The sequence below is a fragment of the Pseudomonas helleri genome (genome assembly GCF_009600315.1).
Classification (GTDB): domain Bacteria; phylum Pseudomonadota; class Gammaproteobacteria; order Pseudomonadales; family Pseudomonadaceae; genus Aquipseudomonas; species Aquipseudomonas helleri_A.
The window spans coordinates 37,076-49,974 of sequence record NZ_WIWC01000012.1 but is presented as its reverse complement, the minus strand read 5'-3'; the positions used below and the strand labels follow the sequence as shown (position 1 = coordinate 49,974).

10 protein-coding genes are annotated in these 12,899 nt (G+C 60.7%); 5 read left to right on the top strand and 5 right to left on the bottom strand.

Features of this window, described 5'->3' with window-relative positions; genetic code table 11:
- Positions 1-49: 49 nt before the first annotated feature.
- From dmpG to GHN86_RS09915, 5 genes are all read right to left on the bottom strand, one after another.
- Complete coding sequence (gene dmpG / locus GHN86_RS09935) at positions 50-1,072, bottom strand: 4-hydroxy-2-oxovalerate aldolase (protein WP_122784336.1); 1,023 nt, start codon at positions 1,070-1,072, stop codon at positions 50-52.
- A gap of 10 nt (positions 1,073-1,082) precedes the next feature.
- Positions 1,083-2,012, bottom strand: a complete 930-nt coding sequence (locus tag GHN86_RS09930) for an acetaldehyde dehydrogenase (acetylating) (protein ID WP_153386497.1) — start codon at positions 2,010-2,012, stop codon at positions 1,083-1,085.
- A 21-nt stretch (positions 2,013-2,033) separates the two neighbouring features.
- Positions 2,034-2,825, bottom strand: coding sequence for a fumarylacetoacetate hydrolase family protein (locus GHN86_RS09925; protein ID WP_153382366.1), 792 nt, complete (start codon positions 2,823-2,825; stop codon positions 2,034-2,036).
- 155 nt (positions 2,826-2,980) lie between these two features.
- Positions 2,981-3,754 (bottom strand): glucose 1-dehydrogenase, encoded by a 774-nt coding sequence (locus GHN86_RS09920; RefSeq protein WP_153382368.1) that lies wholly within the window; start codon positions 3,752-3,754, stop codon positions 2,981-2,983.
- A 30-nt stretch (positions 3,755-3,784) separates the two neighbouring features.
- The gene (locus GHN86_RS09915) at positions 3,785-4,765 is read right to left on the bottom strand and encodes a flavin reductase (RefSeq protein WP_153386495.1); all 981 of its coding nucleotides are present in this window, start codon (positions 4,763-4,765) and stop codon (positions 3,785-3,787) included.
- A 186-nt stretch (positions 4,766-4,951) separates the two neighbouring features.
- Between GHN86_RS09915 and GHN86_RS09910 the strand changes: the two genes are divergently transcribed.
- From GHN86_RS09910 to GHN86_RS09890, 5 genes are all read left to right on the top strand, one after another.
- Positions 4,952-6,388: a coniferyl aldehyde dehydrogenase gene (locus GHN86_RS09910; RefSeq protein WP_153382372.1), complete on the top strand. Its 1,437-nt coding sequence runs from the start codon at positions 4,952-4,954 to the stop codon at positions 6,386-6,388.
- 119 nt (positions 6,389-6,507) lie between these two features.
- Positions 6,508-8,073: an amidase gene (locus GHN86_RS09905; RefSeq protein WP_153386493.1), complete on the top strand. Its 1,566-nt coding sequence runs from the start codon at positions 6,508-6,510 to the stop codon at positions 8,071-8,073.
- Positions 8,074-8,187: 114 nt separating this feature from the next.
- Entirely contained in the window at positions 8,188-9,375 is a 1,188-nt protein-coding gene (locus tag GHN86_RS09900) for an acyl-CoA dehydrogenase family protein (RefSeq protein ID WP_153382376.1), read from the top strand.
- 39 nt (positions 9,376-9,414) lie between these two features.
- The gene (locus GHN86_RS09895) at positions 9,415-11,160 is read left to right on the top strand and encodes an FAD-binding protein (protein ID WP_153382378.1); all 1,746 of its coding nucleotides are present in this window, start codon (positions 9,415-9,417) and stop codon (positions 11,158-11,160) included.
- Entirely contained in the window at positions 11,157-12,887 is a 1,731-nt protein-coding gene (locus GHN86_RS09890) for an FAD-binding protein (RefSeq protein ID WP_153386491.1), read from the top strand. The genes GHN86_RS09895 and GHN86_RS09890 overlap by 4 nt, the downstream gene beginning before the upstream one ends.
- Positions 12,888-12,899: the final 12 nt, after the last annotated feature.

Below are 12,899 nucleotides of genomic sequence, written 5' to 3'. Positions count from 1 at the left end.
ACAAAGGCGCTGACCCGTTCTGCGTCAGCGCCTTTGTTCAGGGCGAGCTTCAGGCCCGTTGGCGGGCGAGGGTCATGGCGGTGTCTTCAATCATGTCTTCCTGACCACCGACCATGCCGCGACGGCCCATTTCGACCAGAATTTCCCGTGCCGGTACGCCGTACTTTTTCTCGGCGCGCTTGGCGAACAGCAGGAACGAGCCATAGACACCGGCATAGCCCATGGTCAAAGCATCGCGATCACTGCGGATCGGGAAGTCCATGATTGGCACCACCAGGTCTTCGGCCACGTCCTGAATGCCGAACACGCTGACCCCGGTGTCGATACCCATGCGATCACACACCGCCACCAGAATTTCCATCGGCGTATTGCCCGCGCCTGCGCCCAACCCTGCTGCAGCGGCGTCGATGCGCGTCGCACCGGCTTCGATGGCAGCGATGGAGTTGGACACGCCCATCGACAGGTTGTGATGGCCGTGGAAACCGATTTCGGTGTCCGGGTGCAACGCTTCACGCATGGCCGCCACACGGGCCTTGATGTCATGGGGCAGCATGTAGCCCGCTGAGTCGGTCAGGTAAATGCAGTTGGCGCCGTAGCTCTCCATCAGTTTGCCTTGCTTGACCAGTCCTTCGGGGCTGTTCATGTGCGCCATCATCAGAAAGCCGACGGTGTCCATGCCCAGCTTGCGGGCATAGGAAATGTGCTGTTCGGACACATCCGCCTCGGTGCAATGGGTCGCGACCCGGATGGTATTGACCCCCAGCTCATAGGCCATTTGCAGATGGTCTACCGTACCGATGCCGGGTAGCAACAGGGCCGATACTTTGGCCTGTTTCATCATGGGAATCACCGCCGACAGGTACTGCTCATCGGTGTGGGCAGGAAAACCATAGTTCACTGAGCTGCCGCCCAGACCGTCACCGTGGGTCACTTCAATCAGCGGTACACCGGCCGCATCCAGCCCGCAGGCGATGCTTTTCATTTGCTCAAGGGTGATTTGATGACGCTTGGGGTGCATGCCGTCGCGCAGGCACATGTCATGCACGGTGATTTTTTTGCCGCGAAGGTCCATGGGGTGCTCCTTAAGCGAGGGCGGGTTGAGCGGCGGTGGCCTTGAGTTGCAGCTCGCCGTTGAGAATTTCTTCGGCGAACATCTCGGCCGTACGTGCTGCCGCAGCGGTCATGATGTCCAGATTGCCGGCGTATTTGGGCAGGTAGTCACCCAATCCTTCGACCTCCATGAAGATCGACACCCGATTGCCATCGAACACCGGGCCGTTCACCAGTTTGTAACCCGGCACGTACTGCTGCACTTGCTCGATCATGGCGTGCAGGGCCGCCGTAATGGCGGCTTGATCCGGTTCGGTTTCGGTCAGGCAATGCACGGTGTCGCGCATGATCAGCGGCGGTTCGGCGGGATTGACGATAATGATCGCCTTGCCTTTTTTCGCACCGCCGACCTGCTCGATGGCATTGGCCGTGGTGCGGGTAAATTCGTCGATGTTTTTACGCGTGCCGGGACCGACCGATTTGGACGCCGCTGTGGCAACAATTTCGGCGTACGCCACGGGCTGCACGCTGGAAACAGCCGCCACCAGGGGAATGGTGGCCTGACCGCCGCAGGTGACCATATTGACGTTCATCGCGCCGCGTTTGAGGTTGTCCTTGAGGTTGACCGGCGGCACGCAGTACGGACCGATAGCCGCGGGGGTGAGGTCGATCATGAGCACGCCCAGCGCGTTGAGCTTGCGGCTGTTTTCGGCGTGTACATACGCGGAAGTGGCGTCGAAGGCGATCTGGATATTGTCGGCCAGTACATGCTCAAGCAGACCGTCCACGCCATCGCTGGTAGTTTTAAGACCCATCTCCCGGGCACGGCTCAAGCCTTCGGAAGTGGCATCAATGCCCACCATCCACACCGGCCCCAGAACTTCGCTGCGCAACAGCTTGTACAGCAGGTCGGTGCCGATATTGCCCGGCCCTATGAGGGCACACTTGATTTTTCTGGTCATGGTCAGGGTCTCAGACGTGATTTAAGGCACAAAGCGCAGGCGGGCAGAGCCAAGACCGCTGAGGGTCAGGCTGACTTCATCGCCCGGTTGCACCGGCACCAGTGGCGCCAATGCTCCAGACAAAATGATTTCGCCTTTGCGAAACGGAATGTCGAACTTGCCCAGGGTATTGGCCAACCAAGCCACGGCCTCGCAGGGGTGGCCCTGTACCGCTGAGCCGAACCCGTGCCCGGCAGGCTGGCCGTTCTTCAGCAGCTGTAGCTCGACCTGGGTCAAGTCCAGTTCGCGCGGGTCAATGCGTTGCTCACCCAAGGCAAATACACCGCAGGACGCGTTATCGGCCACGGTGTCTTGTATGCGGATTTTCCAGTCGGCGATGCGCGAGTCGACAATCTCGAAACACGGCACTACCCATTGCGTGGCGGCCATCACATCTTGGGCCGTGATGCCCGGCCCGCTGAGGTCTTCAGCCAGAATAAAGGCGATTTCGCCTTCGGCCCGAGGTTGCACCAGATGGTGGGCGCTGAAACTGACTTCGCTGTTATCGGCGACGTGCATGCGGTTGGTCAAAAAACCGAAGTCGGGTTGATGCACATCCAGCATCTCTTGAACGGCACGGCTGGTGACGCCGATTTTTTTGCCGATCACCTGTTCGCCCAAGGCCACCCGGCGCTGTAAAAAGCGCAGGGAAATCTGGTACGCGGTTTCCAGAGTCAGGTCCGGGTAACGCTGGGTCAGCGGTTGCAGGCTGCGGCGTTCCAGCAACGCATGGAACAACTCATCGCCCAGCGCTTCAATCAACTGTGAGTCCATAAACACTCTCTCTAAATTGTCGTAGCAGTTGCCGCAGGCTACGTCCGGTTGCGAAGTAATCGTCAACCCACTGCCCCCGGTTTATCTGACACAACGCGTTAGCCGATTTGCGACGGCTGCGCCGCCGGACGTAGCCTTCGGCAACTGCTACAGGTTCAGCCCGGCCACACGCTGGATTCAGCGCCGCCGTCGACTTCCAGAATCTTGCCCGTGACCCAGCGCGAAGCCGGGCTGGCCAAGTACAACGCCGCGGCGGCAATGTCTTCCACTTCACCCAGACTTTGCATCGGTGTGGCCTTGATCATGCCGTCGCGCATGGCCACCGGCAGGACGCGGTTCAGGGCATCGGTCAAGATCGGCCCGGGAGCAATCGCATTAACCCGCACCACCGGCGCAAAATCCTGGGCCAGTAGCCGGGTCATATGGCTCAGCGCCGCCTTGGCGGTGCCGTAGGCGCTGAACTGGGTCTGCGCATAACGCGCCGCCCCTGAAGTGATATTGATAATGTTGCCCGTGCCAGCCGCGCGCATATGCGGCACGCAGAGTTGGCACAGGTGATAAGCCGACGACACGTTGAAGCGCAGTATTTCTTCAAAGCGTTCGACGCTGAGCGTCAACGGGTCGTTGGGGCCAGCGCCCCCGGCGTTATTGACCAAGTGAGTGATAGCGCCCATGTCTTCGCGGGCCTGCTCAATCAGCGCGCTGCGTTGCTCATCGACCGTTACATCACAGGCAATGGCCAACGCCCGTCGGCCCAGACTGCGCACTTCTTCAGCCACGGCCTCAACATCGGCCAAGGTGCGAGCGGCCAGCACCACATCTGCACCCGCCTCGGCGTAGGCCAGTGCAATACCCCGGCCAATGCCCCGGCCACCTCCGGTAATGACCGCTACGCTGCCGGTCAGGTCGAAGCGTTTGATAATGCTCATAAGGGTCCTTTTCCTTCTTCTAATTAAAAATCAGCGAGGCGCCCACAAGTCAGGCAAACCGGGATCGCTGACGCTGATCAGGCGCTTGAGCAGCACCTTGAGCGCTTGCGCATCGCCGGGCCCCATCTTGGCTGCCAGGTCTTCTTCCACCGCCTTGGCCAGAGCCAATTGCTGCACAGAGGCTTCGCGTCCATTGGCGGTCAGGACATAGCGCGGGTCTGTGCTGCTGTCTTCGACGGCAACCATATTTTGTTTTTCAAGGAAGCGCATGCTCGCCAGCGTCACCACGTGCCCGGTGTAACTGACGAACGTGTTGATTTCACTCAGGCTCAAGTTGTCGCGGATACACAGCACCGACAGGATAAAAAACGCATGCTCGTCCAGTTGCTGATTGCTCAGCAGGCGATGTAAGGCATCCAGCAGTTGGTAGTGGGCACGGCCCAGCAAATACCCCAGCAAGTCCTCGGTGTAGCTGCATTCGGGTGGCGGCGGGGTGGTGGCAAGACGCAGCTCGCTGCGCGGCTTGCGGGTGGCCAGCGCGTATTGACCGCTTTGAAAGGCCAACGGGGCGCGGTCGCTGTGGTCGAAGGCGAGCACCTCGCCGACAAAAATCACATGGTCGCCGCCTTCATATTGAAAGGCTGTGCGGCACTGGAAACGTGCTGTGCAGTCCTGCAACAGCGGCGCTTCGCTGATGCCACTGTCGAGCTGGATTTGCTCGAACTTGTTTTCACCTTGCATGGCAAAGCGTCCGGACAGGGGTTCCTGTTCAGTCGACAGCACGTGTACGTTCCAGTGTTTGCCGGATGTGAACACCGGCAAGCTGCGAGCGGTTTTGGCCAGGCTCCACAACACCAGCGGCGGGTTGAGCGACACCGAGTTAAAGCTATTGGCGGTGATGCCAATGGGTGAACCGTCCTCGGCCTGGGTGGTAATGATCGTCACCCCGGTGGTGAAGGTGCCGAGTGCGGTACGAAATGCCTGCGGATCGAAATTGCTTTGCACTGCCATGACGGACCCCATGGATTGAATTGGCGTGCTGGCAGTATTCCCTCGGCAACGGTGTGTTACATCGTCTTAACGGACTAACGAATTGGGCCGATTATCGTCCGATTGGACGAGGCGTGCAGGCCGCGATTTGTCTAGCGTCGGGTCACTTTAATGCCAGCCCGCATTTGCCCTGAGAGGACACGCCCAATGACTTATTCCGACACCGCCGCCGAACAGTTGCCCAGCCTGCTGGCAGCGCAGAAAAAAGCCTTTATCGAGGCTGGCCCGGTCAGTGCCGAGCAGCGCCAGGAACGGATTCAGCGGGTCATCGAGCTGTTGGTGCGCTATCAGCAGCCGTTGGTCGAAGCCATAGACCTGGATTTTGGCGGGCGGCCTCAGGGTTTTTCCTTGATGAATGACGTGATTGGTTCGCTGGCATCGCTCAAATATGCCCGTGACAATCTTTCAAGCTGGATCGAAGACGAGCCGCGTGAGGTGTTTGCCCCTTATGACCAACTGGGCGCCAAGGCCTGGGTGATGCATCAGCCCAAAGGCTCGATTGGCATTCTGGGCACCTGGAATGCGCCGCTGTTCACCTTGCTCAGCCCGCTGGCGTGCGTGCTGGCGGCGGGCAATCGGGCGATCCTCAAACCTTCGGAAGTGGTGCCGCGCACGGCCGCAGTGCTGGCGAGCGCTTTTGCCGACCTGTTTGACCCGCTTGAGGTCGCCGTGGTGTTGGGTGATGCCGACGTAGCCCAGGCGTTTACCGCGCAGCCGTTTGACCATCTGGTCTTTACCGGCAGCACGGCGGTGGCCCGTTCGGTGATGCGCAACGCCGCCGAAAACCTGGTGCCGCTGACCCTTGAGTTGGGGGGCAAATCACCCGTGATTATTTCCCGCAGTGCCGAGCTGGCCAAGGCGGCGTTCAGCATTGCCGTGGCCAAGGCCAATAACGGTGGGCAAATCTGCATCAATCCGGACGTGGTGTATGTGCCCCGTGAGCAACTCGAAGACTTTATCGGTGCCTTGGGCGATGCCTACAGCGACCTCTGTCCCCGTGTTGAGGACAACCCTGACGTGGTGGCCGTGGTCAATGCGCGGCATTTGCAGCGCGTTGAACGTTATGTGCAAGACGCCCGCGAGCGCGGTGCCCGGGTAGAAAGCTTCCCGCAGGCCCTCAAGGCCGATCCTCAGGCGCGGCGTCGACCGCTGCAAGTGGTGATCGACCCGCCACGGGACAGCCAGATTATGCACGAAGAAATCTTTGGGCCCGCGCTGGTGGTGCTGCCCTACGAGCAGATGGAACAGGCGCTGGAGGATATTCACCGCCGTGAGCGGCCATTGGCACTGTATTACTTTGGTCAGGATGAAGACGAGCAGCGCTACGTGTTGCAGCACAGCATTTCGGGCGGCGTCACGATCAATGACGTGATGATGCACGCCGCCTTGCACGACGCGCCGTTTGGCGGCATCGGCGCTTCCGGCATGGGGCATTACCACGGCCGTGAAGGCTTTTTACAGTTCAGCCATATGCGCACCGTGTTCAAGGCACCGAGTCATGACCCGCGCCGCGAGTGGGGCTTGTTGCCGCCCTACGGCGAGCACTTCCTGCCGACCATGCAGTCGATGGTCACCGCTGTGTAGTCGCTGTTGAAGGCTGCGATCGAACGCGAAGCGCTCGTTGCGCCCATCGCAGCCTTCGTACCTCGTCAGCGACTACGGGAAAAATTTCCATAAAAATAAAATGAAGCTGGAGTAATCCTTTGCAAAACCCTGCCACAACACCTGAAGAACCCACCGGTTGGCAACGACGTCATGTGCTCAAGGCGGGCGCAGTGGCCGCAGGCGTTGGCCTGCTCGGCCGTTTTGCCCATGCCAGTGGTGGCGATGCCGTGTCACCGGCCGACTATCAGTCGATGGACGCCTGGGACATGGCCAATGCCGTGCGCAAGGGCGAACTGGCGCCCGAGCACTTGCTGGCGGCCGCAATGGCGCGCTGTGATGCGGTCAACCCCAAGGTCAATGCGGTCAACATGCGTCACGACGAGTACGCCACGGCGTTGCTCAAGTCGCGCCGCGCTGGCGGTACGTCAAATGCTGGCGCGCTGGCCGGGGTGCCGATCCTGATCAAAGACCTCAACACGCCGCTGGAGGGCACTCGCACCACCCATGGCTGCCGTTTGTACAAGGATGCACCACTGGCCTCTCAAACCAGCACCTTGATTGCCCGGTATCAGGCCCAGGGTGCGGTGCCCTTTGGCAAAACCACGTGCCCGGAATTCGGCCTGACCACCACCACCGAGTCCCTGCTGTGGGGGCAAACCCGCAACCCGTGGAACCTGGCCCATAGCGCAGGCGGCTCCTCCGGTGGCGCAGCGGCAGCGGTGGCCGCCGGGATTGTGCCGGTGGCCCATGCCACCGATGGCGGCGGTTCTATTCGGATTCCGGCGTCCTACTGCGGCGTGGTCGGCCTTAAGCCCAGCCGTTACCGCACACCCAGCGGCCCCGGCAAATATGAGGGCTGGTTTGGGGCCAGCGTGGGCAACGTGGTGTCGCGCAATATCCGCGACATGGCCTTGTTCCTCGATATTGGTCAAGGCCATGAACCCGGCAGCCCGTACTGGGCAAAGCCACTGGTGCGCCCGTACGTGGACGAGATTCAAACCGCACCCGGCACGTTGCGCATTGGTCTGGTGCGTGAATCCTTGACCGGCGCGCCGCTGGACCCTGCTGTGGCGCGGGTACTGGATGAAATCGTCAAGCGCCTGAGTACGATGGGGCACAACGTGGAAGAGGTGCAGCTCAAGGTTGATCCGCGCCAACTGTTTGGCGCCCATGGAGCGGTGATAGGCGATGCTTTGCTGACCATGATCCATGACCGTGAGCAAGCACTGGGGCGCACAGCCACGGCGGACGACTTCGAGCGCGTCACACAGGTGGTGTTGGGCAATGCCAAAAATGTCACGGGAGAAGGGCTGTACCGCGCCCGACAATCGTTCGAAACCATTGGCGGCTACATGGAGCAGCAGTTTCAGACCTTTGACGTGATCCTCTCGCCGGTCACGGCCAATGTCACGCCGCAGCTGGGTTTGCTCAGTCTCGATCAACCGTGGGACAGCTACGCCCACAACGCCATGGGCAGTGCGGCGTTTACGGTGCTGGCCAATGTCAGCGGGCAACCGGCGATTTCGCTGCCGGTGGGCATGAGTGATAACGGCTTGCCCATCGGCATGATGTTTACCGGGCCGCTGGGCGGCGAAGACGTGCTGCTGCGCTTGAGTGCGCAGATTGAGCAGGATCGGGGCTGGGCGAAGTTGCCGGTTGTTTGAAGGCACCTCTGAACGTAGTCCACTTTGACGATGATGGCTATCGCCGCAAGTTGGATTATTCGTCATACAGCGCCCGCGCATTCGCGCAGCGAGAGACTGACGGAGAACACACGGATGGATCAGATACGAGAGAAAAGTCCGATAGAGCTTGAGCTGCTGGAACGCGCGCGGCAATTGATTCCCGCGCTCAAAAGCCGCTCGGCTCAGGCGGACAAGGACTGCAAACTGCCCGACGCAACCGTGCGCGATATGCAGGAGGCCGGTCTGTTTCGTGCCTTGCAGCCCAAGATGTGGGGCGGTCACGAAGTGGACCCGCGCACGTTCTTTGAAATCCAGATGACCTTGGCCGAAGGCTGTATGTCGACCGCTTGGGTCTTTGGTGTGGTCGGTGTTCACCCTTGGCAGCTGGCGCGTTACCCGGTCGAGGCGCAACGCGATGTGTGGGGTGAAGACAGCTCCACACTGGTGGCCTCGACCTATATGCCGGTGGCTAAAGTCACACCGGTCAAGGGCGGTTATCAGGTCAGTGGGCGCTGGGGTTTTTCCAGCGGTAGCCAGCATGCCAAATGGTGTTTGCTCGGTGGCATCGTCCCGCAAGACGAAATGGGCCCGACCGAGCACGGCACTTTTTTGATCCCGGCCACCGATTATCGGATCGAGCAGAACTGGGATGTGCTGGGCCTGCGCGGCAGCGGCAGCCACGACATCATCGTCGAGGATGTGTTTGTACCGGCCCATCGTGTGCAACGCACCAACAACTACAGCATCGAAGCCACCCCTGGACGGCTGGTCAATACCCATCCGATGTACGCCATTCCCTTTGCTCAGGTGTTTGCCCGGGCCGTATCGTCGTCGGCCATTGGCGCGCTGCAAGGGGCGATCACTGAGTTTCGCGACAACGCCGCCAAGCATATCGGCAAACACGGCGCCAAAACCGCTGAAGACCCGGCCGCACAGGCGGCAGTTGCCGAAGCCACCATCACCGTCGACGCCCTCAAGCTGGTGTTGATGCGCAACTACGCCAATCTCATGGCATTGGCCAGCGCAGGTGAGTACCCGGACGTTGAAACCCGTTTGCTGTATCGCTATCAGTCCTCTCATGTGACCAATGTGTGCGCCGACCGGGTCAGCGACCTGCTGCGCTGCATGGCAGCCTCGGGGTTGTACAACACCAACCCGGTGGCGCGCTATTTCCGCGATCTGCATCAGGCTCGCGGGCATATTGCCAACAATGAGGCGGCTTACCGACGCAGCTTCGGTGTAGTGCAACTGGGCCTGCCCAACGCAGACCCGTTTGTTTGACCCTGTGAATTACTGACCTCAGCGGATGGCATAACAATAATGACGGCTCACGTTCAGTCTCAGTCCACCTATGACGTAATAGTGGTTGGCTCCGGTGCCGGGGCCATGACCTCGGCACTGTTTGCTGCCGATCAAGGCCTGTCGGTTCTGATTGTCGAGAAAAGCGACAAGTACGGCGGCACCTCGGCGATTTCCGGCGGGGGGATCTGGATCCCCAATAACCATTACTTCGCCGCGCTAGGCGGACAGGACAGCCCTGAGTTGTCGATGCAATACCTCAAGGCCGCCACGGGTGAGCACGGTGATCCGGTGCGGTTGCAGGCGTATCTGGACAACGCCGCTGCCATGATCAAACAGCTCACGCAAACCAGCCGCGTGCGTTACGCCGTGGCGGCCAAATACCCGGATTACTACCCGCAGTTGCCCGGCGCGCTGGCCGGTGGCCGCACCCTGGACCCGGAGCTGTTTGACACCAGCCTGTTGGGCGAAGAGTTACCCAACCTGCGCAAACCTTCGCCCTCGACCCTGTTAATGGGGCGCATTGCCTGGACAGCACGGGATGCGCACAAGGCCATGGCGCGCAGTTTTGGCTGGCAATGGCTGATTTTCAAATTGATGGCGCGCTACAAGCTCGACTTTAAATGGCGACGCAAAAGCAAATACGACCGCCGCGCGGCATTGGGCAGTTCACTGGTGGCGTCCTTGCGTCGCTCGTTGATGGACCGCAATGTGCCGCTCTGGCTTAACACTGATTTTCAGGACGTTGTGCTGGACGGCGATCGCGTGTGCGGGATCACTGTGAGCACGGGCGGCAAAGTGCTGGAACTCAAGGCTCGGCGCGGGGTGATTTTTGGCTCGGGTGGGTTTGAGCAGAATCAGACCCTGCGCGAAAAATTCCTGCCACAACCCACCCGCACACAGTGGAGTGCCACGCCACCGGGCAATAACACCGGTGCCGCGCTGGAAGCGGGGATGAACATCGGTGCCGCCACGGCATTGATGGACTGGGCCTGGTGGGCGCCGACCATTGCCGTGCCCGGCGAAGAAAAACCCCGCGGCGTGTTTGCCGAGCGGGCGTTCCCCGGTGCCATCGTGGTCAACAGCCTGGGCCATCGGTTTGTCAACGAAGCGGCGCCGTACCTCGAATTTGTCGACGCCATGTACAAGGACAACCACAAAACCGGCGGCCGGTCGGTGCCCTCGTGGGTGATTTTCGACGGCCACTTCCGCTTCCATTACGCGATGGGGCCGTTGATGCCGGGGCAGGTCGTGCCCGACAGCCGGTTGCGCAAGGAATGGCTCAACAGTGTGTATTGGAAGGCTGACACTCTGGATGCGTTGGCGGAGCAAATCGGCGTCGATGCGAGCGGATTGAACAGCACGGTGAGCAAGGTTAATGCGTACGCGCAGACCGGCGTTGATCTGGACTTTGATCGGGGCGGCAACGTGTTTGACCGCTATTACGGCGACAGCAACATCAAACCCAACCCGTGTCTGGCACCGCTGCGCAAAGGCCCTTACTACGCCATGCGTCTGGATGCCGGTGACATTGGCACCAAAGGCGGACTACTGACCAACCAGTTTGCCCAGGTGGTGCGTGAAAACGGTCAGCCGATTGCCGGTCTTTATGCCATCGGCAATTGCTCGGCGTCCGTGATGGGCACCAGCTATCCCGGCGCGGGAGGCACCCTGGGCCCGGCGATGACCTTTGGTTATATCGCGGCCAATCATATTGCCAGCCATGCACCCGTCACCGCAGACACTCGCGCGAAGGTACTGTCATGAGCCAGTCCAGGGTCGACAGCAATACCCCGATCCTCGCGCCGTTACAGGCCCACACCCTGACGGAACAGGACTGGCACGACAGCTGCGATGTGCTGGTCATCGGCTGGGGGGCAGCCGGTGCCTGCGCGGCGCTGGAAGCCCGCAGTCAAGGCTGTGAGGTGATGGTTGCCGACCGTTTCACCGGCGGCGGGGCCAGTGCCAAAAGTGGCGGTGTGGTTTACGCCGGCGGCGGTACACAGCAACAGCAAGACGCCGGTTTCACTGATAGCCCGCAAGCGATGTTTGATTACCTCAAGCACGAAACTCAGGGCGTGATCAGCGACGCCACGCTGCGTAAATTTTGCGCGGACAGTGTGAGCAATTTGCACTGGCTGGAAGGCCACGGCGCACGCTTCGCCCACAGCGTGCCACCGGGCGGTAAAACCTCATACCCCAGTGACGGCTACTTCTTGTATTACTCGGGCAATGAAAAAGTGCCGTCCTATGCCGGTCTACAACCCCCTGCACCCCGTGGCCATCGCACGGTCGGCAAAGGGCAGTGTGGGGCCGTGCTCTATGCACAACTCAAAGACGCCTGCCTGCGCGCCGGGGTCCAGCCTTTGCTGCAATCGGCCGCACGGCGCATGGTCGTGGATGCCACCGGGCGCGTCGTGGGGGCTGAGCTGTGGAGCATGCCCGCAGGCAGCCGCGAGGCGCATCTGCATGCGCGTCTGGCCGCACGTGCCGAGCGCTTGCAAAATTTTGCACCCGGTTACTGTGACCGCCTGCGCCAAAAGGTCACTCAGCTTGAGCGCGATCATGCGCAACCGATTTTAGTGCGGGCGCGGCTCGGTGTGATTCTCAGCACCGGCGGCTTTATTTTTAACCGTGACTTGATCCGCGAGCACGCGCCCAAATTTCGCCGCAACTTTAAAGTCGGGGCCACGGGCTGCGACGGCAGTGGCTTGCGTCTGGGCCAGTCAGTGGGCGCGCAAAGTGATCGTCTGAGCCGAGTTTCGGCCTGGCGCTTTATCAACCCGCCGTATTGCTGGCCCAAAGGGATCGTGGTCAACACCCAGGGGCAACGCTTTTGCAACGAAGAAGTGTATGGCGCGACCTTGGGCCAGCCGCTGTGTGAAGAGCAGGGCGGTCAGGCCTGGTTGGTGCTGGATGCACGTTTGCGCCAACAAGCGATTCGTCAGGCGTTGTTCGGCGGCTATTGGTGGTTTCAAAGCCTACCGGCGTTGGCGTTGATGCTGCTACGGGTGCGCAAGGGCCAAAGCCCTGACCAACTGGCGCAAGCGTGCGGCATGCAGCCCGGCCAGTTGAACGGCGCACTTCGCGCCTATAACGCAGCGGCACGGGGAGAGGCCGAGGATGCTTTTGGCAAGTCCAAAGACAGCCGTCAGGTGCTCGACAAAGGTCCCTTTTACGCCTGCAACATCAGCGTGGACAACCCGATTTTTCCCCTGGGAGCCTTGACCCTGGGCGGTCTGAAAGTCGATGAAAATAACGGCGCGGTGCTGGATGACCTCGGCCAGCCGATTGCCGGGCTGTTCAGCGCCGGGCGTACCGCCATTGGCGTCGCGTCGCACTTGTATATCAGCGGTTTGTCACTGGCTGATTGTGTATTTTCAGGGCGCCGCGCGGGTCTGGCGATCAGCAACACCCGGCCTGTAGACGGTGCGGTGGAGCTGTCAAAACACCGCCCGGCATTGAGCTGCGCATCGACAGTGGCCCGTTTTTGATGAGTATTTAAG

Bases quoted from the DNA above. Each gene is read 5' to 3' on its own strand.
- dmpG (WP_122784336.1), bottom strand. From the start codon at position 1,072: ATGGACCTTCGCGGCAAAAAAATCACCGTGCATGACATGTGCCTGCGC.
- GHN86_RS09930 (WP_153386497.1), bottom strand. From the start codon at position 2,012: ATGACCAGAAAAATCAAGTGTGCCCTCATAGGGCCGGGCAATATCGGC.
- GHN86_RS09925 (WP_153382366.1), bottom strand. From the start codon at position 2,825: ATGGACTCACAGTTGATTGAAGCGCTGGGCGATGAGTTGTTCCATGCG.
- GHN86_RS09920 (WP_153382368.1), bottom strand. From the start codon at position 3,754: ATGAGCATTATCAAACGCTTCGACCTGACCGGCAGCGTAGCGGTCATT.
- GHN86_RS09915 (WP_153386495.1), bottom strand. From the start codon at position 4,765: ATGGCAGTGCAAAGCAATTTCGATCCGCAGGCATTTCGTACCGCACTC.
- GHN86_RS09910 (WP_153382372.1), top strand. From the start codon at position 4,952: ATGACTTATTCCGACACCGCCGCCGAACAGTTGCCCAGCCTGCTGGCA.
- GHN86_RS09900 (WP_153382376.1), top strand. From the start codon at position 8,188: ATGGATCAGATACGAGAGAAAAGTCCGATAGAGCTTGAGCTGCTGGAA.
- GHN86_RS09895 (WP_153382378.1), top strand. From the start codon at position 9,415: ATGACGGCTCACGTTCAGTCTCAGTCCACCTATGACGTAATAGTGGTT.
- GHN86_RS09890 (WP_153386491.1), top strand. From the start codon at position 11,157: ATGAGCCAGTCCAGGGTCGACAGCAATACCCCGATCCTCGCGCCGTTA.